This is a genomic window from Methylocapsa palsarum, assembly GCF_900114285.1.
GTDB classification, from domain to species: Bacteria; Pseudomonadota; Alphaproteobacteria; order Rhizobiales; family Beijerinckiaceae; genus Methylocapsa; species Methylocapsa palsarum.
Genome location: NZ_FOSN01000004.1, coordinates 14,929 through 36,956 on the forward strand (window position 1 = coordinate 14,929; position 22,028 = coordinate 36,956).

The window sequence follows — 22,028 nt, forward strand, 5'->3', positions numbered from 1 at the left end:
CGTGTAATGTCAACGCCGTTACAAAGTCTTCCTAATAATGCTTGTGAGCCGAGAGCGCAGGGCGGCGAGGGGTCGAAGCCTTCACTTAGCATTGTCATTCCCGCCTATAACGTCGCACCCTACATCGAGGCTGCGGTTCTCTCGGCGCTGCGCCAAACACTGCATGACATCGAAGTGATCGTCGTTGACGATGGTTCGACAGATGCGACATCTGTGATCGTGCAATCCCTCGTGGACAAATTGAAGGATCCGCGCCTACTGGTCATACGTCAGGAAAATGGCGGCCTCTCCGCCGCGCGCAACGCTGGGATCCGCGCCGCTCGCGGCGAGTTCATAGGCCTACTTGACGGCGACGACATCTGGCTTCCCGGGAAGGCGGTGCTGCACATTGAGGTTATGGTTGTCGATCCCATGATCGGCATTACATTCAGCCACTCCGAATATTTGACGGAGAAAGGCGAGCGCACAGGCCACCTTTTGCTTGCGGGCAATCCTCGTCCCTCACTCCACGAAATGATTCGCCGCAACCACTTTGGCAATGGATCGACGGTCGTTGCCCGTCGGGCGTGCTTCAGGGAGGCGGGGCTGTTCAGGAAGGAGTTGCGGAGCTGCGAGGATTATGAGATGTGGCGACGTATTCTTTGGCTTACATCCTACAGCGCCATTCTTGTGCCAAAACCACTTACTCTCTACAGAAGACGCGAAAGCAGCCTTTCCTTCAACGCGACAAAGTTTGTCAGCTATGCGGATCAGGCGATGGAAATCCTGCGCCGCGATATGCCGCATGTTCCAGAACGCATCTTCCGCGCTGGCCATGCTGAACATTACCGTATCGCCGCGTGGAAGGCGCTTTCCAGCGGACATCGAGGCGACGCCTTCAACCTCCTTAGACGAGCGGTGGCGCTACGGCCATTGTTGTTCTTCACGGACTGGCGGGCGTTCGGCGCTGCGGTCGGACTTGTTTTGCCGGCGCTCGCCCGCGAGCACTTCACCGCGGCTGCAAAGGCCCTACAAAAGGACCGATCAAAAATCACTCCACTTGAAGGGATTTGACGCACTCTGCGGCGTCGCAATTATTTCAGGCCGCAACATCTTGCGTCGCAAGGCCTCTCTTTCTGCGCGCTACGTCGCGTCAATTTCAAACCTGTGCGGCGTTTCCCTTTGCAAGAGAGCGCACCGGACACGGCGACCCCGATGAGGATAGGCGAGGCCCGCGAGTAAAGCTGGGGGCCGAGTTTCTTGGGAGATCAGCATGATTGAGTATGAGGAGACGAGGCGCAGTCTACGAGGCCTTGACACGCTCTTCCGCGCCACCGCGCTGGCATGGCGCAGGTCGGATGGAGCGCCAAAGAGTGTAGGGGAGATCCTCAATGAGAATAAAGGAAAGGGCCCGGGATTCGACATGGCGCGGCTCGTGCTTGCGCTCGGCGTCCTCTGCTTTCACTCCATTATCACCTCCTACGGGCAGGAAGCGCAGGATGCGGTCCTCGAGGGACCGTTCAAGCCGCTCTTTCTTGCCACGCTGCCCATGTTCTTCGCCCTCAGCGGCTTCCTGATAGCAGGCAGCCTGACGCGGGTGAAGTCGCTCAAGACTTTCATCGTTCACCGCGTACTGCGCATCGTCCCGGCGCTGTCATGCGAGGTCTTTCTGTCGGCGCTCATTCTTGGGCCAATTGTGACTGTCTATACATTACCAGCCTATTTTTCGGATCGCGGATTCTTTGAGTATTTTTTCAATATCATCGGGAAAGTTCGTTACTATCTGCCGGGTGTGTTCCTGGATAACCCGCTTCCCTCGATCGTCAACTTTTCTCTCTGGACAGTGCCGATCGAAATCCAATGCTACATCGGCATTTCCATCCTGATCCTTCTAGGCGTTGCTGCCAACAAGCGGATGATGCTGGTGGTTTTCGTCGGCGCGGTGCTCGTGCAGGCGGCGGGCGAGGCGCAGGGCGTCTTCGCGCCAAACCCGAAAGATATTGTCACGCACTACACCCTGTTTGTCTGCTTTATCGGCGGCGTTGCAACCTATCTTTGGCGGGATCATATCAAGCTGACCTATTTTGGCGTCGTCGCCGCGCTTATCGTGATGGCTGCGTCTTTCTACACGGGTGCCTATTATTTTCCTTCTTCCGCCTGCGCCGCTTACCTTGTCGTCTGTTTCGGCATGACCGCGTTTCCTCGCATCCCGCTTCTTTCCAACGGCGACTATTCCTACGGGATTTATCTTTATGGCTGCCCCGTGCAGCAGACGTTGATGCATTATTTCCCAGGCCAGCAGAACTGGGCCTTCAATCTTGCGCTCGCGATGCCCTTGAGCGTCGCGTTAGCCTATCTATCCTGGAACATGGTTGAGAAGCACGCTCTCTACCTAAAAGATCACCCGCAGCTACAGCGCTTCATGGCCTATCCGGCAAGAGATCGATATCGCGCCGCGACGAGCTCGTGGCGCCGGAGACTGATCGCCGCCGCTGGGCGCGGTCGTTAATCGCGCGCGGCGTCTGGCAGATCGAGCAGGGACTCGGCGCTCTTGAGGGACGCCCGTCTCGGTATGCCGGTCTCCGTTCGGGTCAAGGCAAAACCCGCCTTAATCCCGAAACATACCGTTATTACAACATAATTGGAGAGACAAGGAAAAATGAATATTTATGAAGAATATAGAAGGCCAGTTCTCTTATTCATCCTTATAACAATAGGATTCATAGTTTGGCTTAAATGCAAACTGCTTCTCATTGTTTCCGGTTCTTCCAATGAAAAACAAAGAGCAGAAGCAATAGAGGAAGTCGCTATACTATATTTACAAAGGTTGCGCAAACAAAAACCGCGACTTCCACTAGAGTTTTGGATTGTCGAAGGACATGTAAAGGACAAGAGAAAATTAAATAGACAAAGCACCCCAACTAAGTTTTGGATTTTTAATAACATAAGAGAGCTGATGGAACATCTGGAAGAAGATATCCGGCTTCCAATTAGGTTAGATCCGATCAAAAAATCAGAGGGTGCAAAACAAATATATATTTTTTCAATGGCTGATTATAAAAGGATTCAGAGTATAAAATATAGCCCATTTCTGGTTCAAGAGTACGAAAGAGCCTCAGGACTCCCCTCATTTATAGCCGACTCACGATCGCCTGAATTGAGGCGCCAAGCGGTGACGGGACCTAGAATCAGCGGTCGGGGCCGAGATGCAGACCTCCACCTATCGCATTGAAACCGTTCTGCCTACACCGTCGCCAATGAATCGAAATAAAAAGACTCTACCACATGAACATTTTTTGATAATTCTGGACAAAGGGGGCCAAACAGATTCAATATAGATCCGCTTATTCGTTGCTCACAACTAATAACGAAATCGAACGCAAGAACCTAGTCGCCTATCAATTCTTTGCAGGTAGTTTTTGCCGAATGGGCGTTTCATCCTATAGTTCTCCCTGAGGCCATGTTGCCAGGACTCGTTAAATGACGAAGCCAACCGATCCCGACCACACAGAGGGCCTCGCTAATGCTGCGGAAACAATGCCAACGCCGCAACAGCGCGCCATTATCGAGCGTTACCTCAAGCGCCGCAAGAGTCGACCCCACGCGCCTCGTCTGGTCGTCAAATCGCAATCGAGCGAGCCGTTGGCGGTCAGCAGCCCTTCACTGGCTGACGACGCGGGCCTAGCGCTGGCTTTCGGAACCACAGATCCCGGGCTTGCAAATACCTTGCTCAAGAGCCTTATCAGCGCAGCCTGTGATAGCGGCCCTAATCATTCGCCGAGCGAAAAAGAGGTCAACGGAATGCTGGCGGCCGTTCATGGCGTCGGGGCGAACGACGAAATCGAAGCGATGCTGGCAGTGCAGATGGTCGCCACGCATTTCGCCGCAACACGCGCGCTTCGTCGCTTGAAAGGCTCGGACACGATCCCTCAGCAGGACAGCAACGGAAATCTGGCAGTGAAACTTTTGCGAACCTTCGCGGCCCAGACCGAGGCGTTGCAGCGGTATCGTGGGAAGGGGCAGCAGAAAGTGACCGTCGAACACGTTCACGTGCATACCGGCGCGCGCGCAATTGTTGGTACAGTGAGCCACGGCGGGAGGGATCATGTCGAAAATCGTGGACAACCCCACGGACCTCAAAATGGAGGAACCATCACATTTGCGCCAGGCGCGGCGCTGCTTGGCGAAGACGAGACGCGGGACGCAGTGCCAGTCGCCAGCGGTCAGCGGTAAAAGGCGCTGCCGAATGCATGGTGGCGCGGCAGGTAGTGGAGCCCCAAAGGGAGAGCGGAACGGGAATTGGAGGCACGGCGGCTTCACTGCGGAGGCAGTGGATGAGCGAAGGCGTCTGACGTCTTTGATCCGGAATGGCCGTGAATTTCTGACGCGGCTGCGGTAACGCGCGATGACCAGACCGCCGCGCTCCGTTGAGACGACGGAAATGGGCGAACCGTGTTTGCTAAACGGATTTTCAAGAACGTCGCGTTAGGCAGTTTCGGAATAGAAATTAACCCGCCTCAACGGCCAGCTGGCGCTAGCGGAGATCGTCAAAGGCCTCACCCGTGAACAAGACTGGCTGCGGGTCGGCGGCAGCGGCCCCCGAGAACGCCTTTTTTCGCTATCCGGGCTTAGCTGATTAGCCCGAGAACCTGGCGTCGGTCTGCTCCCGAAGGGTGATTGACGGGGAGAACGATATCCGCTCCCGGCGCCAGAAAAGAAACCATAGTAGGATACGTGTTGCCGTATGACCACACTCATGGCGGGCCTATTGGCGAGGTCGGTGGCGGCGAGTTTGAGCGAAGTCTCTTCTCGCGGCGATCAAGAAAATCGGTGAGGGCAGCCAAGGATACGAGAGCCCCGGCGGTGCCGTGGAATATTTCAAGCTCGTGTCTTCAATCGCCAGTTTCAGAGTGGCCAGCTCTTGGATCGCGGGGATCACTTTTACCGAACTCCGCAGCGGCGGCCCGGTAGGCGGCTAGATATCGCTTGGCTTCGCGGGTGCGGATAATCAAGATTGGATGGCCCGCGATGGTCGCCGTGCCTGCCTGTCTCCGTCTGCTGGGTTCGGTGGGCGACGATTTTCTTCTGCGCCGAAGTGCCTGCGGCGGACATCGCCAAATCGTCCAAGTTGAAATCCTTCCTTGTGTCACCCCAGCGTCGTCACCACTTGGCGGCGCTTTGCATTAAGACCGCTGCATCTTGGGGGGGGGTACCTAGCATGATTAAAAAGCCACTCCCGTTAAAAAAAACGCGACTGTTGTCCCTACGTTGCCCCAATTTAAGCCGCATCGTCGCGAAGGACAACATGCGCCGGAGGTATCCATTAGATATCAAGGGTGTACATAGGGCCTGTCGTGCAGGGAGCGCAAGATATAGGGTCACGTGATCTTAATTGGGGCCGATTCGAATCGGCCTGGGAAGTTGTGGCAAAAGTGAATTGTTAAGCTTACCGTTGAGGGAATGTCGGTTTAGCCGGTTAAGGTGCGATGCGCTGGGCGCTTAGCCGGTTACGGTAGGGTTGCGAAGCGTTTGTGCGCGAAAGATGTCGGAGTGGAGGGTGGTGTCGGACGGTGACGGATGTGGTCGTGTGAGGCGTGCGAACGATGACATCGGTGATATCGATGATTGCCTACTGCTGTATCTTTCGAATTAAAATATATTTCTCTCCCTTTTTTTTGCTCCTGCTACTTTTGCGATTTTTGGTGATAATTTTAGATACTTAGATAAAAAATATATGTTTTAATTTGAAAGATACAGCAGTGCGAAATCATCGATATCGTCCATCTTGTCGATTTCGAAATATTTTGGGTCCATAAATAGCGCAGTTGGAAATCATCAATTTCATCGATTTCGTTCGATTCGTCCCATTCGCGGCCATCCCTCCTACCTGCACAAAGCGACAACCGCGTCCGTCTGTTCCTGCGACCCCAAACCCGTCCTGACGTAGACAGTCTGGCGCTTACCACCAACGACATACTGGCCGTCCTTAGCCGCTTCGTTCCGGATCGGAACAAAACCATTTTTTTCCATGTGGTAAGGGAGGGTACGCCAGTTTTTGCGGCTCGTCAGCCACTCGTAGAGCGAGTGGTCCCCTATCACAGCCTTCACCAGCATCTCGCGGGTTACGACGCGCAGCTCTCCGCCGTTCTCGACCGCGAGACGGTCGAGAACATCAGCAAGCTCGCTCACTTCTGGCGAGCGGGCGGTGTTGGCGATTGCCCAAAACGCCTCCGTTTTGAGCGGCGGAGCTTTCGGATCGAAGCGTGAGATGTCGCGCTCGGCCAACCATGCCGCGACATGGCCGAAACCTCCCGACGAGTACCACACCCACATTCGGGACCAATATCCCTCGTCGAAATCCTTCTGCTCCAGGTCGCTCCAGGCGACGTAGTGGCGGCGGTCGTCCGGCGGCAGGTAGATTCCGTCAGTCTTATGGTTGCTCGTGATAATGACGCCCATAACATTTTGTACATAATATTCTTTGGTGTGCTTTTCATTGACGCGGAGCACATCTGGCGGCGTCGCGGCATACGTTTTCATGTGTTCATAAAACGAGAAACGGTCAAATTCTCCCATGTCCTTCGCTTCGGAGATGCGGAGGATCACAGACTTGCAGTAGCTGTTGAAACTATTAAGCAAATTAGGCGGTGTGATTTCGGTGAAGTTCCATGACCCAACGGCGTGCTTGACAGGTTCGAGCATCGTGTCCTTGCCGATGCCCGGCGACCCCCCAAGGAACAGCGCATGATTGATCTTGACGCCGGGCTGCTGTACGCGCTGCGCCAGGAAGTTAAAGATATGCTCAGCGTCGTTTGGCTCGACCCTGCGGACATGGTCGAGCCACGGACCCGCCTTCGTCGCGTCGCCGGGACTGGGGCGGCCAGGACGGTAAAGATTGAACACCGAGACCCCTCTGCGCGGGATCCACCCCCCATCAGCGATGAGCATGTCCTTGATTAACTGCGGCTGCCCCGGCGACCATGTCAGCTGTTCGACTGGGGCGTTTCTGGCGATCCAGGAGCTGGCCGCCAAGCTCTTTTTTTCGCCATCCTCGTCTATGAGCGGGCGGCCGCGGGCGTCAAAGAGTTGGACCGGCGGCACACGCTGATCGACGCGCTGAGGTGGCCAGAGCTCGCCTGTCGGTTTAAAAATGCACATCGGACTTTGCATGTAGGCCACGAAGTCGCCGAGCTGCACGCCTTCCCCGTCCGCGCCCTGGGCGGCGCCTGCCGTGATCTGCCTCGCATCCTGCTTCTTCGCCCAGGCCGCCTTATCATGGTCCGCCTTCTCCCGGGCCGATTTGACCGTCGCATTGATGCCGCGCTTGCCGTCGCCGGACAGGTCTTTCGCGAGGTTGCGAAGTCGCTCATCGTCAATCGCGTCCAATTCGGCGTCGCGGAGCATGCCAACAAAAACCCGGACCGCGTTCGTGGGGTCGGCCCGCATCGCGGCCTCGATGGCTGGCGGCGTGTAACGCAGGACATAGGTCGTCAGTCCATGCGCGAAAGACCGAATCCACGGCCGCCCGTCATCGCGGACATAAACGATCGCGGTGCTGCGCCCGTAGGCCACGCCCTCTTGCGGATCGGCGAGCGCCTGGCCCTCAAACTTCGATGGCTCAGCCATGACGTCGCCCACCGTCACGGCCCCGAACTTCGGGTCGGCGAAGTCGAGCGGAACGTCCGGATACAGGACGCCCTTGCTCCAGGCTTCCGCCATCGCCCGCGCCCGAGGCTCCGGAACGCCGGCCTCGACCGCGGCGGCGACGCGCTGGTCCTCGGCGCGCCTCTGTGTGGCCTTGCGGAGTGGCTCAAGCAGGAGCGCCGAGGCGGCGATGCGCCGGGCCGCCTCGATCCGCTGGAGCTCGCTCGGAACGATCGCCGCGGTGTCGAACGGCGGGCCGCTGTGCGTCACCGCCGGACGCGGACCCTGCCGCAGCCCGGGGCCAAGTTCGGGGTCGGCCTCGAAGACCAGGCGCTCGCCGCCTCCGACGGACCTGTCGATGATCGATCGTTCGAGCAATTGACCAATGAGGCCGACGCCGTGCCAGCCAAAGCCCGCGGCCCAGCATTTCACCTGCAGCGCGGCGAGGAAGCGGGTCGCGTCGGCGCCGTCCTTGACATGAAGATAAACATGCTCGCCGCCGGAGCTTAGAGGCTCTCCCGTGGCGGCTCTCAGCACGCCAGCGCTGGTCGAGGAGCGGGCGACGCGGCCAGCCGCGGCGATACCAGGGCACACGTCCTCCAGCGCGCCCTGGAACCCGCCCAGCGCGACGATGCGGGCGCGAACGTCCGCGGGCATGTCCTTGCGGTCGAAGTCGAGCAGGACAAAAGCCGGTTCGCCCGGCCGATAATCGAAATTCTCCCGGATCCGCGCGATCGCCGCGCCGCCGTTCAGGCGATTGCGCGAGACGATCGGGACGCGGTCCGGCACGCCGGCGGCTGGGGCGCCGAGCCCATAGGCGACGTTGCGGGGCGTCGATTCGATCAAGGCTCCGAAGGTTTCGACAGTCGTCTCCAGTCGTTCCGCGAAACCGCTTCCCATCACGCATTGCGAGCTGTCGCTCGCGAGCCCGCCATCCGGCGCCAGCGCTATTCGCTTGGTCAAACTGCCGTGGTCCTTGACGAACTTAGTCAGCGCAATCGTAGGTTCGGCCGGGGCCGCGCAAGAATTGGCGTCGAGAAAATCCGGGTTTATAGTCATGGCGAGCACTGCAAAAGAGACAAAAAACCGCCGCGCCAGTGCGAGACTGGCGGCCGGCGGCAGGGGGCTGGATTAGAACGGCGGCGCGTAATCGCCGGCCGCGCCGTCCGCCGGAGCGGGCAGCATCAAGCGCGGGGCGCCGTCGCCCTTGATGGAAACGATGACGTCGGAGAATTCATCTTCCGGCGCCCAGCCCACAATTTTGTAGACGGGCGTGTGGATACGCCCGTATTCCTTCCGGGGGTGCGCGTAGCTGGAGCTCTCGAATGTGATGATCGGAAGCATTCCCGCCTCCATCCGCAAATGCCGTCCGAACAGGCCGAGAAGATTGACGAACCCGGTATAGCCGCCGCGGGACATCGAGCTCACCGTGAAGCCGTCGCCTTGGGCGTTGACTACGCAGAACGACGACGCTTGCTGCCAGGGGTCCTTCGGCTTGCCGTTTTCAAACGACCACGCTGATTCATCGGCCTCGTCCAGAGAGTCCCGATCGACGCGGAATCCCCCATCGATAAAGCCCATGGACGAGCCAGCGAGGGCGCCCTCACGCCATTTCTGGAAACCGGCCTTGGCGGTCGGCATGAGAGCGACATATGGCCCGGTCGGCAGCGGATGACCGTCCTGACCGGAGGTATAATTCCCCGAGCGGTGGTCGAACTTGATCCGGTTGCCGAACAGCCCCTCATTTATGCCGCCCGCGTCCGCGACAAATTCCGCGTAGGCATTATACCGGAGGCCAGGACCCGCCACGGCCGGAACCTTCGGCTCCGGCGCTGGCGCGGGGACGCTGGGCGCGGCAACATGCGTCTTTCCCGCGTTATCATTGATCGCCTGCTTCGTTGTCATGACTTTTTCCTTTTGCTTTCAATTTCCCGACGCGACGCGTCGGGGCTCCATCGGCCCGTCAGAATGAAGGTCCCGAATTCGTGTTTCACCGCAGGCGCCGCACGTGGCGACGTAGGGGCAATATTGACACTCGCCGCCGCCGGCGAGACGGCCCTCGGCCGGCAAGTCCGCCATCGACGCGGCGCCCATGATGAGTCGCGCTCGCCGTTCAGCCGCCGCGAAAACGGCCGGATCAAACCTGATCGGAATTTCAGTGACTTTGAGGAAGCTAGCTGAAAGGTAGATGATGATTCCAACATCAGGCTTGTAGCGAGACGTCTCGCGAACCAAACCGAGCTGAATCTGCACCTGGACGACGTGGGTGTTTTTGGGGAGGTCGCGCGTGCGGTCGTCTACGCTTTTGCATTCCGTGATGACGACGGCGTTATCACGTCCGAGATCGACGCCAAGATGCGCGAACTCGTGGCGTTGGCATCCCAGCAACAATCCGTCCGGCGTGGCGGCGAGGCGCCCATTGGAAAAATTGTGCTGGCGTGCGCCGCCGTAACGGAACCGGCGGCCGTAGGCCCCGCGCATGGCGGGCGCGAATAGCCCGGCCTCGATCATCTGACCGCGGAAAGCGCAGCGCTGATTTTCCACGTAGTGAGGATCAGGGGGAACCGCGTCTTTGCCAGCGCGGACGCGACGGGCGCAAGAAACGCATTCAGAGGCATTGAGCGTGGCGCGGCGGCGCTCCAGCCGGGCCGCGTCAAAAGTCTGATTTTCAGCGATGAACGCATCGACATGCCGGTCGATCGTCGGGATCGCGCGGTCCGGCGCCGGGCTCGCGTTGGCTGCTACTTGATTTTCTGGTGGATTTCCTTTAGAAACATCTTCGCCTGCAAAGCGACCTAGTTTTTTAAAGAAGGCCGCCCCGTGTTGGGCGGCTTTTTTCATGGCGCTAACGCCTGTGAAGCAACTCGAGCCGCCTTGCGGCGTGGCGCTGCTTTGGCCGCCGTCGGACGTGTGCGCAGAAACGCGTCGATTTGTGCTGCGGGCCAAACGCGAATGTTCGGACCGATCAAAATTCCGGGCGGAAAATCGCCCGCCTGAATCCAACGCGCGAGCGTCGCTCGCGAGTCTACAATCCCGCGACTTTTTAGGTCACGGTAACGAAAGTTTTCGAGGTTCTTTTTTTCAAAGGCCGCCTCAATTCGGCGGAAGGTCTCAGGCGAAACTATTTCGTTCAGTTCGGCGCGCAAGGCTTCCGGCAAAACGTTGGGCATCGGTTAGGTCCTGTTGTCGTTTCAACAGGACCTATCGGACACCACCCGCAATGGGAAAAACAGACGCTTAACCGGTTAACCCGATATTAACATTTGTTAATCTTTAGTTCGCCTCCGGGGCCAGCCGTCCGCTCTCTCAACGCGGCGAATGATTTCAACAATGGTGACGACTCCGAGGTTCTTCCCGAGGTTCTTCCCGCGCTTCTTCTTGCACTCATCGGGCCACGCGTTGCGGACTCTCTCGGCCAGTTCTACTTGTGTGAGAGTTGGATGGTCTTTCATGAATTCGCGGATGTAGGACTCTCGCACGGCGTTGATTTCTAGATTTCGCGGCCGGTTGGCGAGGTCGCGTTGCTGGCGTTTATTCGCCGCGAGCAGCATCGGACCAGAATCAAACCAAGGCGGCGGCGTCTCAGAAACAAATTCCGGCGGCGTCACTGCCTTTCCGAGGTCGCGGGCAACCGCCTCAGCCGTAGCCGAGCCCGCACAAACAGTAAAAGTCGCGTCCGACTCCAACACCTCCGTCTTGCCGGAGGCGGGAACAGCAACTAGGTTTTTTGGGGGCTTGGTCATGACTCTACCCTTCATGGCTGGTCAAGGACCGGCGAGGGGTTGGCGCGCCTGCCGGTCCGTATTTCAAGACGTCGCGAACTCGCGGGGCTCTGAATGATCTTGGCGCAGGTTCACCACATTGGACGCCCCTCCCGGATCGGACATCGTGATGATTGCACGCGCCCATAACTCCATGGCGCGCCTCCTTTCGGGCAAATAAGCGCCGGTGTCGTAAACCCTGTGTATGCCGACCTGCCTGTGCGCGATACACAATTCGGCCACGTTTGTTGGCACGGTTAAGTCGCCGAGTCCGGTCCTGAATGTCCTGCGCAAGTCGTGGAATCGCCAGCCCTTTCCGATCTTCGCGGCGGCGTCGATCTTACGCTTGCCGAAACTAAATCCGCTGATCGGCGTCGCCCCGCCCGTCGATGAAAAAATGTACGGGCCCCGTTCGCCAACGGGCAGCGCGCCCAGCAGATCGATGACGGCTTCGGCCAATGGAATTTTATGGGCGGCGTCGCCTTTCATTCTGGTTTCGGGAATCGTCCAAAGCTTTGCGGCAAGATCGATTTCGGACCATTTTGCTTCCGCGACTTCGCGCAGCCGCTGCCCGGTCAACAACAGCATCCGCGTCAGATCGCCGAACGGATAGCCGACAAGGTCGGCGGCGCGCGCGACGGCGCGGATTTCGTCCGGCTCAAGGGTGCGCTGGCGCGGTTTTTCCTTAAGTGGCCTTTTGACCCGTGCGAGAGGATCGGGCTCGTTAAAATGGCCGTTGTCGGCGCGCCATCGAAAAAAGGCGCGGAGGTTGGCGTACAATCGGTTCGCTCCCGCGAGAGGCATTTTCTTCGTCGCCTCGCCCTTGATCCTCTGCCAATCGTCGGGACCGAGCTCGGTCAACGGAATCGAACCCCAGGTCGGCAGCGCGTAATGTTCCACCATTCGGCGAACAGCGGGGCCGGACTTCAGCTGGCTCAATCTCTCCTCGGCGTAGACCAGCCATGCGGCCCCGAAGGTGTCCAAGCGCTTGCGCTCCTCAGCACGCTTCGCGGCCTCAGCAGCGGTCTTCGGATCGATGCCCTTGCTGATAAGCGCGCGCCATTCGCGAGCTTTCTCTCGGGCCTCGCTAAGCGACATGTCCGGATAATCGCCGATGCGGCGCGCCGTTGGATTGGGTGAGCTAGGAAAGCGCGCGACTAATACGAAAGAGCCGACATTGGCGGGCGTGCTTTTTTCAGTAACGCGAACGCCGAGCTGCGGCTCCCTAGTGTCCATATGGATGACGCGCTTGCCAGGCTTGGCCGGTTTGATCGATTTGAGGAATCGATCGGTGAGCTCTTTCTTGGCCATGGCCGTTCCTTTGGTCAGGACAACGCCCGGACAACAAAGTCGGGGCGCAATCAGGGGTATCCGACGGATATCGGCGCTATCGTTTATTTGGCTATCTTGGAGGCAAGCGCAAGATTTATATAGGGATTTCTTTATCGGGCGAACGCCGATGATATCTCCTGGTCAACCTAAAGCACGTGTCTCATTGTCTCACGTTGCGGGCCCGGATCATGACGGCCGCCTTTGGGAACTGCGCCTTCTAAACCGGCGCAATGATCGCCTCAGGCAATGGAATGATCGCCGGACCGCAGTCTGGCAATGGAGGGGCCGCCTGCCTGGGCGGCCCTTCTTTTTATGGCTCGGGAAGACGGCGGCGCTGTCACGAGCTGGCGGCAAGACGCGCTGCCAGACTCATGGGATTGATGATCAGAGTCACGGGATCTGGCGGATGCGGCGAGCGAGCAGACGCTCGCCGAAAACATTGAAAGTCAGCCCCGCCATGACCAGCAGCGCGCCGGCCATCTCGATCCGGCTCAGCGGTTCAAGGAAAACAATCCGGCCGGCGATCATCCCGATAACCGGGATCAAGAGCGCGAAGGGAGCGATTTGACCCGCCGGGTAATGCGAAAGGAGCCGACTCCAGAGTCCGAAGCCGATCAACGTCCCGCCATAAGCGAGACCCGCGACGCAAAGCGCCAAAACCAGCGTCGGATGCGTCAGGGCGTGGAGCCCGTCGCGCCCATCGACCCAAAGCGAGAGACCGAGCAGCGGCAGCGGCGAGGCGAGGCTCGACCAGATCGTAAAGGCGAACATGTCGATGCGGCCGGCGATCTTGCCCACGAGATTGCCGACGCCCCAACAGAGCGAGGCGGCGACGACCATCAGAAACGGACCGAGGCTCGCCGAGCCAAGACGCGCCGAACCGATGAGCGCAATTCCCGCAAGGGCGACGGCCGCCGCCGTCACCTGAACCGCGCTGGGCCGCTCGCCTAAGGCGGCCCATGCCAGCAGAACCGTGACGAAGGCCTGGAGCTGAATGACCAGCGACGCCAGTCCGACCGGCATCCCGCGCCCGATCGCCAGGAAAAGCAGTCCGAATTGGCCGACCCCTATCAGCAGCCCATAAAGCGCGACGATCGAGATCCGCGCCTTTGGAGGAGACACAAAACAGACGGCCGGGAAGGCGGCGAAGGTGAAGCGCAGCGCGGTCAGAAGCATCGGAGGCGCCTCGGCGACGCCGATCTTGATCGCGATAAACGCCAGGCCCAGCGCAAGCGCGGCGATCAAGGCGGAGAGAATATCGAGCGGCCGCATTTGCGCCTCCAGGTTCGATCTTTTGAGACGCATTCCAGCGAGCCGATTCGAAGACCAATACGGCGCCGCGACGGGAAGAACATGATTTCGCGGGCGCTACGCCGCCGGTCCGGAACAAAACCCTCTCGTCGCCGCCGCCCAGTCCCTCGCCCGGGTCTCTGGGTCGGGATTGAGCGTGATATCCGTCACGACCGCCGCGCTGTCCGCCCCGGCCGCCAACACGCCTTGCGCCCGCTCCAGGGTAATTCCTCCGATGCCGACCAGCGGAACCGCGCCGATGCGCTTCTTCCATTCGCCAAGGCGCAGCAGTCCCTGCGGCGCGAACGGCATTTTTTTCAGAATGGTCGGATAAATCGGCCCCAGCGCGATGTAATCAGGCGCCGTCTCGAGCGCGCGGGCGAGTTCGGCCTCGTCATGCGTCGAGACGCCGAGGCGCAGGCCCGCGCGGCGGATGGCCGCAAAGTCCGCGTGATCGAGATCGCTTTGCCCGAGGTGGACGAAATCACATCCGGCGCCAATCGCCTCTTCCCAATAATCATTGACGACAAGCTGCGCGCCATGCCGCGCGCAAAGCGCTTTGGCCGCGAGAATCTCCGCAAGCAGGGGAGCGCCCGAGCGGTCCTTGACCCTCAATTGCGCCAGCTTGACGCCGCAGGGCAGCAGCCGGGCGAGCCATGCCGCGCTGTCGACGATGAGGTAAAACGGATCAAGCACGCGCGACGCCGGTGAAGGCCCGCCCCATCACGGGCGTCGAAGGAGCGGCCATGTCGCGCGGCTGCATCGGGTCGGAGAGAAAGGCGAGCCGCCCCGCCTCGACCGCCAGGGAAAAAGCTCTCGCCATCCCCACGGGATCGCCCGCCCTCGCGATCGCCGTATTCAAGAGGACGGCGTCGTAGCCCATTTCCATCGCAGCAGCGGCGTGGGACGGCGCGCCGAGGCCCGCGTCTATGATGAGCGGAATTTCCGGAAAATGCGCCCGCAGCGCCCGCAGCGCGTACGGATTGTTGAGGCCGCGGCCGGAGCCGATCGGCGCCCCCCAGGGCATCAGGACTTCGCAGCCCGCGCCGAGCAGCTTTTCCGCGACGACGAGATCTTCGGTCGTGTAGGGAAACACCTGAAATCCGTCGCGGGTGAGGATCGACGCGGCTTCGACGAGACCGAACACGTCGGGCTGCAAGGTGTCGTCCTCGCCGATGACTTCCAGCTTGATCCAGGGCGTGCCGAAGATTTCGCGCGCCATCTGCGCGGTCGTCACCGCTTCCTTGACGGTCCGGCAGCCTGCCGTATTCGGCAGGACCTTGACGCCAAGGCCGCGGATCAGCGCCCAGAAGGTTTCGCCCGCCCTGGCCGCTCCCGACTCGCGGCGCAAGGAGACTGTCGCAACCTCGGACCCCGAGGCTCGAACCGCGTCGGCGAGGATGGCTGGCGAGGGATATTGCGCGGTCCCCGCAAGGAGGCGCGAGGAAAGCGCAACGCCATAAAGGGTCAGCGCGTCTTTTGTCATGGCTCTGGTTTCAGCCGCCCTGCCGGGGCGAAAGGATTTCGACCGCGTCGCCCTCTTTCAGGCCGGTCTCGGCGCGCTCCGTCTTGCGGACGAACGTCTGGTTGAGCGCGGTCGCGACGCTGTTTTCCTCGAAGTCGAGTTCCTGCAGAAGCGCGGCGAGCGTCGCCGACGACACTTCAAGCGCTTTGCCGTTGACGTGGATCAGCATCGGTCACCTCTGGAAAATGAGCGCCGTCAAGCGCCATGCGCGCGGCCCTTCGCGCGAGCGCCGGCGCGATCAAAAATCCGTGCCGGAAAAGCCCGTTGACATGAATAACCCTGCCTTCGCGCCGGAGTCTTGGCAGATTATCGGGAAAGGCCGGGCGCACGCCGCAGCCGGTCTCGACGATTTCGGCCTCGGCGAAAGCGGGATGGACCGTGTAGGCGGCGCCGAGAAGCTCCAGCATCGCGCGGGCCGTGATCCGCCCTGGCTCGTCGTTTTCGATCATGGTCGCGCCAACCATGAACCGGCCGCCGCCGCGCGGCACGATATAGACAGGCTGGCGCGGATGGAGCAGCCAGACGGGCCGCGAGAGATTCACCTCCGGCGTGGCGAGAATCAGCATTTCGCCCTTGACGCCGCGCAGATCCTGCAAGCGGTCCCGGCTGTCCAAGCCACGGCAATCGATGGTCCAATCGGCATCGTCGGACGCCGGCGACGCTTCCACGCCGAACCGCAGCGCGACGTTTGCAAAGCCCTTGAGACGCGACAGAAGCGCCGCCATCGCCGCGCGGGGATCGAGATGGGCCTCCCGTGGATAAAACAGGGCCTGTTCGAAACGCCCGGAGAGATCGGGCTCGAGGGCCGCGATGGCGGCGCCGTCGAGGCTCTCACGCTCGAGAGTCCGGCGCGCGTAGCGGGCAAGTTCAGGGCGGTCCCGCGCGGCGGCGAGCACCAGCGTTCCGCGCCGCTCCGCGACCGGGACGACATGCGTCCAGAACTCGATCGATTCGACGCCGAGATCGACGATGATCTGTTCGGAGCTCTCCGCCTCGCACCAGGGGGCGAGCATGCCTCCGGCCAGATGCGAGCATCCAAGGCCGGCCGCCTCGCGCCGTTCGATCAGTTCGACGCGACAATCCGCGCGGGCGAACTCGAACGCGGCGGCAAGCCCCGCGACGCCGGCGCCAAGGACGCGAACACGCGGGCCGTCAGACATCGCCGGCGGCCGCGCGCGGGACGGACGATAAGCAAAAAGGCGTCCTGTCCGAGAAAATCATAAGACCATCCCTACGCCAGTACGAACTGGATCAGGTTCGAAGGGTCGCCGGGCCGCTCATGGAAAGCGATGCCAGCCTCTCAGCCCCCTGCCGGGGATCCCCTAGGTGAACGCAATAGGTAGGCGCGTCCCGCGAAAGCGTCAAGCGCGGGCGCGCGAAGACGCAAGCGTCCGCCAACCCCCCGGAGCCTTTGCGTCGACAGGCGCCCGCGCCGATTTATTCAAAGTCCTGTCCGTAAATAGCCATGAGCGGCGCACATCCCGGACTTGTTTTTTGACTATAATTTTGTCTCGAAAGTATAATTGGCGTGACGGGCCTTATAAATGATAACATTTATTATAATTTGGAGAGTGCTGTGTTAAGCAACAGTCGAATAATTCCAGCCTTAACGCTTCTCTGCTGCGTTTATGCCATTCCTCTGCAGGCGGAGACGCCGCTCTCCGACTTTCAAGAAAAAGAATTGGCGGACATTCTTCGTCTGTCCCAATCGAGAGAAGAGAAAGCGTCGGCGAGCAAGCAGGAGCTTGAGATGCTCATTGACACGCAAAACAAGCGTATCGCTTTGCCTGCGTCCCTCCCTGCGTACAAAACGTATTTGCAGCACAACGATCTCCTCCTTCTGTTGCAAAGGAAAAAAGCGCCGGAGCTGGGCGCTGTTCTGATGTGGAATTTGAACGCGCTCGATATGACCGCAATCGATCACACATTGGTCGCCGGTCCAAATTCCAACGGTCACGAACAATACGGCCCGCATCGGACGAGCCGCGCGCTCGCTATTGTCCATCTCGCCGTGTTCGAGGCGGTGAACGCAGTTTTCAACACGTTCGAAAGCTACCACGGACTTCAGGACAAGATCATCGCCGAGCTACAGAAACGTTATCCTCGTCTCACCCGCGACAAACTGACTCCAAGGACCGCGGTTGTGGATGTCGCCATCACCGAGTCCGCGCACGATACGCTCACGGCGCTTTATCCGAAAAAACAGGATTTTGCCGACTACGCCGAGAGAGTGTCGCTTCAGACCTTCGGGAACCGCACCGATCCGGCGCAGATGGATACAGCGCACAGGCTTGGCTATTATCTTGGCAAGGCGGCTGCCAAGGCCGTTCTGGACGAACGCGGTTATGATGAAGCCGCGACCCAATCAACGAAAGTCTCGACGTTCAACGATGGCTCGTCAGCGGGAGAGCCGACCGAACCTGCTCCCGATTACAGCCAATACCCGATCGGCGGATATCCCGCCGACGGGCGCTGGCATCCGGACCCGGTCCATGCCTCGGTGCTGATTGCGCTTGGCGGCGACTGGATGAAAGTCAGACCCTTTGTGCTGACTGGCGCCGATATCGCGCGCTTGCGGCCGACTCCTCCCGACATCAACTCGAAACTCTTCGTAGACGCCTACAAGGAGGTCAGGCGGCTCGGAGGCGACGCCACGGCCGACCTTCAAGCGCCGAGAGGAACGACGCCCACAACGCGATCGCCGGCACAAACCATCATTGGCGATTTCTGGGCGTATGACGGCACCGCGCTGCTTTGCGCGCCGCCCCGGCTCTATAATGAAATCGCGACGTCCGTCGCACTGCAGGAAAAGCCGATCGTCACTGTCGCCGACATGGCCCGTTATCTGGCCCTCGTGAACGTTTCTCTGGCGGACGCAGGCATTTCCGCGTGGGAGGCGAAGTATCATTGGCGCCTCGGCCGGCCGGTGACTTATATCCGCACTTTGCCGGCGGATGGAACGCCGGAGGGAAAAGCTAATCCCGCTTGGACGCCGCTCGGCGCGCCTATTTCGAATGGCGACGCCAACGGCCGCAATTTCACCCCTCCGTTTCCGTCGTTTCCCTCGGGCCATGCGGTGTTCGGAGGAGCGTTGTTCCAGACCTTGCGAGCCTATTGGTCAACCAAAGGGGGCGATGAAGGTTTCTCGTTCATCTCGGACGAATATAACGGCAGGAATTATGGCCCTGGCGAAACGACGCCGCGTCCCCTGATCGTGAAGAGGTTCGCAAGTTTTGGCGAAGCGGAGCGGGAGAACGCCCGAAGCCGCATCTATCTGGGGATTCACTGGCAGTTCGACGCCGACGCCGGCATTCACCAGGGAAACGAGGTGGGCGGGATCGTCTTTGGCAACGCATTCCGGCCGAAGACTTCGGCGGCGCGATAAGCTGAGAGCGCATTCCGGATCACATGGACTCATGCGATCGATCAGCAATCGCCGGGGCGGTTGAGAAACGACGGCCCCGGGCGGCCCTTCCTTTTGCGGAAGTCTCCCGGAAACGAGAAGGAATCGAAAGTCCGGAAAAAGTCGGCTCAGTCCGCTTTCGCCACAGCGACGGGAGGAAGCGAGGCGTGATCGCTGGTTCGGAGCCCCGTCAGCCAGACCTGCCATTCCTTGGCCGTGCCATTGAAGGCGTTACGATCCACATAGCCCTTGATCCCAGGAACATGGCCCTCGGCGGTATGCTGCCAGAAATGCCAGCGGCGGGCGCCGTATTTGACCGAGGGATGGTATTTCACGCTGCGGACCCAGATCGGATAATCGGTGAATTCGCCTTGCATCACGTCGCGATGAAAATCGACGGCGGTGTAAATCACGGGCCTTTTGCCGTAGGCTTTCTCCATAGCGGCCAGAATGATTTTCATCTGCGCAAGCGCGACATCCTTCGGCACGGTTTTGGCGCAGGTCTTCGACTGCCCATTCCATTCGACGTCCAGCACCGGGGGCAGCGCGTCAGGATCGTTGGGCACATTCGCGGTGAACCAGGCCGCCTGCTCTTCCGCAGGCCTGCACCAATAGGCGAAATGATAGGCCCCGCGCGGGATGCCCGCAGCCTTCGCCGCTTCCCAGTTGCGCTGGAACTTGTCGTCGATGTGATCGCCGCCCTCGGTCGCCTTGATCCAGGCGAAGCGGACGCCGGAGCCGCGCACGCTGTCCCAGTCTATGTCGCCCTGGTATTTCGAAACGTCGATGCCGTAGACCTCGAAGTCCGAGGGTTTGGGAAATGGGTCGTCCACGAGACCTGTCCCGGCGCAGCCGGCGAGCGAGAGCGCGCAGACGAGAGTAAAAATGAAAGACGAAATGTGCCGCATCACGCAAAAACCAATTTTCGATCAGGCCAGGATGCTCTCAAAAAAGGTAACGCGTCATTAACAACCGCGAGGGCGGACCGCCAGATCCACCACGATGGGCTTTCGACCAGCGGTCTCGCCGGTCCGTGAAAAACGATCAAAGTGTCCGGCATCGCTTTGATGAATAAATCGAAACGACCGCGAAGGCGCACACCCTCTCCTCCAACTTGACGTTAACCATTTGCTCCTTTTTTGGCGAGAATGTGAAGAAATCTGTTCGACGCCCGCTTTTGACGCCGCCCCCCAACGCGGCGATCGCCTCCGCCGTGAGCCTTGGTCCGGAAACACAAGGATCCGTCATCTCTTTGTCATGGCCAGAGACAAGAAGGTTGATCGCGCTAGAGTTCCGGCCTAGTCAGGCGCAACCGCCTTGCGCCCGGCTGACCGGACAGATCCCCTAAAGGCCCGCCATGATGTCACGGTTCGTCGCCTTCACTTCGCTTGGCCGGAAGGCGCTCCCCAATCAGTACGATCTTTTGGCGCTGGCGCTGATCATTGCGGCATTTATCGCCGTCTCCCACACCACCAGCGGCCTGACCTTGCCGCTCGAAGCGCCGGAATCGACCGCCATTTCGCTCGATTACCGGCATCTGCCGTATTACGCCTTGCGCACCACCTTGCGCATGTTCGCGGCGATCGCCCTTTCCCTGCTGTTCACCTTCACATATGCGACGCTGGCGGCGAAAAGCCGCCGGGCCGAGATGGTTCTGATCCCCTTGCTCGACGTCCTGCAATCGGTTCCGATCCTCGGCTTTCTGTCCTTCACCGTGACGTTCTTTCTGGGGCTCTTCCCCGGATCGGTGCTCGGGGCGGAATGCGCGGCCGTGTTCGCGATCTTCACCTCGCAGGCCTGGAACATGGCGTTTTCCTTCTACCAGTCGCTGCGCGGCGTCCCGCGCGACCTCATCGAGGTTTCCCGCGGCTTCCAGCTCTCTGGCTGGCAAAAGTTCTGGCAGCTCGAGGCGCCCTTCGCGATGCCGGGGCTGATCTGGAACACGATGATGTCGATGTCCGGAGGCTGGTTCTTCGTCGTGGCGTCGGAAGCCATCTCGGTCGGCGACACCACGATCAAGCTGCCGGGAATCGGCTCCTACCTCGCCGTCGCGATCGACGACAAGAGCATTCCCGCCGTGTTCGCGGCGATCATCACGATGATGTTCGTCATCATCGGCTATGACCAGTTGCTGTTCCGGCCTCTCGTCGTGTTCGCGGCGCGGTTCCGGGTGGAGCTTTCGGCGAGCCAGACACAGGAAAGCTCCTGGGTTTCGCAGGTCTTCCGGCAAACCCGCTGGTTGCGGGCTCTGATGAGCGGCCCGGCCGAGATGTTCCACAGCATTTCTCTGTGGCGGCTCGAACTGCCCTTCCGCTGGCCGGCCGCGAATGCGGACGCGCGAGCGCCGAGCCGCCTGCTTGACGTCATCTGGCTGGTCCTTGTCGCGGCCCTCGCCTTCTGGGCGGGCCGCCTGATCTTCAATTTCGTCCGCCACGACCTTGTCCTCGCCGACGTCGAGCAGGCGGTCCTGTTGACCTTGATCACCATGCTGCGCGTGGTGCTGCTGATGGCGCTTGCGACGGTAGTGTGGGTGCCCATCGGCGTCTGGATCGGCCTGCGTCCGGCGCTCGCCGAAAAAGTCCAGCCGCTGGCGCAATTCCTGGCGGCGTTCCCGGCCAACGTCATTTTTCCCGTCGCCGTGGTGGCGATCCTGAGATTCCACCTCAACCCCGACATCTGGTTGAGCTTCCTGATCATCTTTGGCACGCAATGGTATATTCTGTTCAACGTGATCGCAGGGGCGACCGCGTTTCCGAACGACCTGAGGGAAGCCGCGGCGAATTTTCAAATCCGGGGCTGGTCCTGGTGGCGCTACGTGATCCTGCCCGGGATCTTTCCGTATTACATGACAGGGGCGTTGACGGCCTCGGGCGGATCGTGGAACGCCGCCATCGTCGCCGAATATGTGAAATGGGGCGACGACACGATCTCCGCCCATGGCATCGGCGCCTATATCGCCAAGGCGACGGCGGACGGCGATTTTCCCCGCATCGTGCTCGGCGTCGTCGTCATGTCGATCTTCGTGATCCTGTTCAATCGTCTGTTTTGGCGCCCGCTGTTCGGCCTCGCCGAAAAGCGCCTGCGGCTGGATTAA

The 22,028-nt window shown here is 60.1% G+C and carries 19 protein-coding genes and 1 riboswitch; of the genes, 7 read left to right on the top strand and 12 right to left on the bottom strand.

The features are described from left to right. The first annotated feature begins 6 nt into the window (after positions 1–6). From BM177_RS05815 to BM177_RS20905, 5 genes are all read left to right on the top strand, one after another. Positions 7–1,053 carry a glycosyltransferase family 2 protein gene (locus tag BM177_RS05815; RefSeq protein ID WP_091679727.1) on the top strand — a complete coding sequence of 349 codons (1,047 nt, stop codon included), beginning with the start codon at positions 7–9 and terminating at the stop codon, positions 1,051–1,053. Between the two features lie 349 nt (positions 1,054–1,402). Further along, positions 1,403–2,488, top strand: a complete 1,086-nt coding sequence (locus BM177_RS05820) for an acyltransferase family protein (protein WP_280140531.1) — start codon at positions 1,403–1,405, stop codon at positions 2,486–2,488. Between the two features lie 150 nt (positions 2,489–2,638). Beyond that, positions 2,639–3,211, top strand: a complete 573-nt coding sequence (locus tag BM177_RS19450) for a hypothetical protein (RefSeq protein ID WP_139223528.1) — start codon at positions 2,639–2,641, stop codon at positions 3,209–3,211. Positions 3,212–3,459: 248 nt separating this feature from the next. Continuing rightward, a complete protein-coding gene (locus BM177_RS19955) occupies positions 3,460–4,212 on the top strand; it encodes a hypothetical protein (protein WP_175492515.1) in 753 nt (250 codons plus the stop codon). After that, a complete protein-coding gene (locus BM177_RS20905) occupies positions 4,121–4,378 on the top strand; it encodes an HGGxSTG domain-containing protein (protein ID WP_091680240.1) in 258 nt (85 codons plus the stop codon). The genes BM177_RS19955 and BM177_RS20905 overlap by 92 nt, the downstream gene beginning before the upstream one ends. 1,484 nt (positions 4,379–5,862) lie before the next feature. Here BM177_RS20905 and BM177_RS05835 read toward each other — a convergent pair. From BM177_RS05835 to thiO, 11 genes are all read right to left on the bottom strand, one after another. Then, positions 5,863–8,682: a primase-helicase family protein gene (locus BM177_RS05835; RefSeq protein ID WP_091679735.1), complete on the bottom strand. Its 2,820-nt coding sequence runs from the start codon at positions 8,680–8,682 to the stop codon at positions 5,863–5,865. A 72-nt stretch (positions 8,683–8,754) separates the two neighbouring features. Continuing rightward, positions 8,755–9,528 (bottom strand): hypothetical protein, encoded by a 774-nt coding sequence (locus tag BM177_RS05840; protein ID WP_091679738.1) that lies wholly within the window; start codon positions 9,526–9,528, stop codon positions 8,755–8,757. A gap of 18 nt (positions 9,529–9,546) precedes the next feature. Then, the gene (locus BM177_RS05845; RefSeq protein ID WP_091679742.1) at positions 9,547–10,464 is read right to left on the bottom strand and encodes a PD-(D/E)XK nuclease family protein; all 918 of its coding nucleotides are present in this window, start codon (positions 10,462–10,464) and stop codon (positions 9,547–9,549) included. Continuing rightward, positions 10,461–10,769, bottom strand: coding sequence for a helix-turn-helix transcriptional regulator (locus BM177_RS05850; RefSeq protein ID WP_139223529.1), 309 nt, complete (start codon positions 10,767–10,769; stop codon positions 10,461–10,463). The genes BM177_RS05845 and BM177_RS05850 overlap by 4 nt, the downstream gene beginning before the upstream one ends. Positions 10,770–10,889: 120 nt before the next feature. Continuing rightward, the gene (locus BM177_RS05855) at positions 10,890–11,366 is read right to left on the bottom strand and encodes a hypothetical protein (RefSeq protein ID WP_139223530.1); all 477 of its coding nucleotides are present in this window, start codon (positions 11,364–11,366) and stop codon (positions 10,890–10,892) included. Positions 11,367–11,429: 63 nt separating this feature from the next. Continuing rightward, positions 11,430–12,695 carry a site-specific integrase gene (locus BM177_RS05860; RefSeq protein ID WP_091679752.1) on the bottom strand — a complete coding sequence of 422 codons (1,266 nt, stop codon included), beginning with the start codon at positions 12,693–12,695 and terminating at the stop codon, positions 11,430–11,432. A 411-nt stretch (positions 12,696–13,106) separates the two neighbouring features. Beyond that, the gene (locus BM177_RS05865; protein ID WP_091680243.1) at positions 13,107–13,988 is read right to left on the bottom strand and encodes an EamA family transporter; all 882 of its coding nucleotides are present in this window, start codon (positions 13,986–13,988) and stop codon (positions 13,107–13,109) included. Between the two features lie 96 nt (positions 13,989–14,084). Beyond that, the gene (locus tag BM177_RS05870) at positions 14,085–14,702 is read right to left on the bottom strand and encodes a thiamine phosphate synthase (RefSeq protein WP_091679757.1); all 618 of its coding nucleotides are present in this window, start codon (positions 14,700–14,702) and stop codon (positions 14,085–14,087) included. After that, positions 14,695–15,492: a thiazole synthase gene (locus BM177_RS05875; protein ID WP_091679760.1), complete on the bottom strand. Its 798-nt coding sequence runs from the start codon at positions 15,490–15,492 to the stop codon at positions 14,695–14,697. The genes BM177_RS05870 and BM177_RS05875 overlap by 8 nt, the downstream gene beginning before the upstream one ends. 10 nt (positions 15,493–15,502) lie before the next feature. Next, positions 15,503–15,700, bottom strand: a complete 198-nt coding sequence (gene thiS / locus BM177_RS05880) for a sulfur carrier protein ThiS (RefSeq protein WP_091679765.1) — start codon at positions 15,698–15,700, stop codon at positions 15,503–15,505. Continuing rightward, positions 15,669–16,691: a glycine oxidase ThiO gene (gene thiO, locus BM177_RS05885; protein ID WP_091679768.1), complete on the bottom strand. Its 1,023-nt coding sequence runs from the start codon at positions 16,689–16,691 to the stop codon at positions 15,669–15,671. Before thiO ends, thiS begins: the two co-directional genes overlap by 32 nt. A gap of 51 nt (positions 16,692–16,742) precedes the next feature. Then, positions 16,743–16,865, bottom strand: a riboswitch (TPP riboswitch). A gap of 416 nt (positions 16,866–17,281) precedes the next feature. Here thiO and BM177_RS05890 point away from each other — a divergent pair. Further along, on the top strand, positions 17,282–18,916 hold the full coding sequence (locus tag BM177_RS05890; RefSeq protein WP_139223531.1) for a vanadium-dependent haloperoxidase: 1,635 nt from the start codon (positions 17,282–17,284) through the stop codon (positions 18,914–18,916). Positions 18,917–19,062: 146 nt separating this feature from the next. On the opposite strand, the gene BM177_RS05895 is transcribed toward BM177_RS05890, so the two are convergent. After that, on the bottom strand, positions 19,063–19,842 hold the full coding sequence (locus BM177_RS05895; protein WP_091679776.1) for a glycoside hydrolase family 25 protein: 780 nt from the start codon (positions 19,840–19,842) through the stop codon (positions 19,063–19,065). A 449-nt stretch (positions 19,843–20,291) separates the two neighbouring features. Between BM177_RS05895 and BM177_RS05905 the strand changes: the two genes are divergently transcribed. Continuing rightward, positions 20,292–22,028, top strand: coding sequence for an ABC transporter permease (locus BM177_RS05905; protein ID WP_091679782.1), 1,737 nt, complete (start codon positions 20,292–20,294; stop codon positions 22,026–22,028).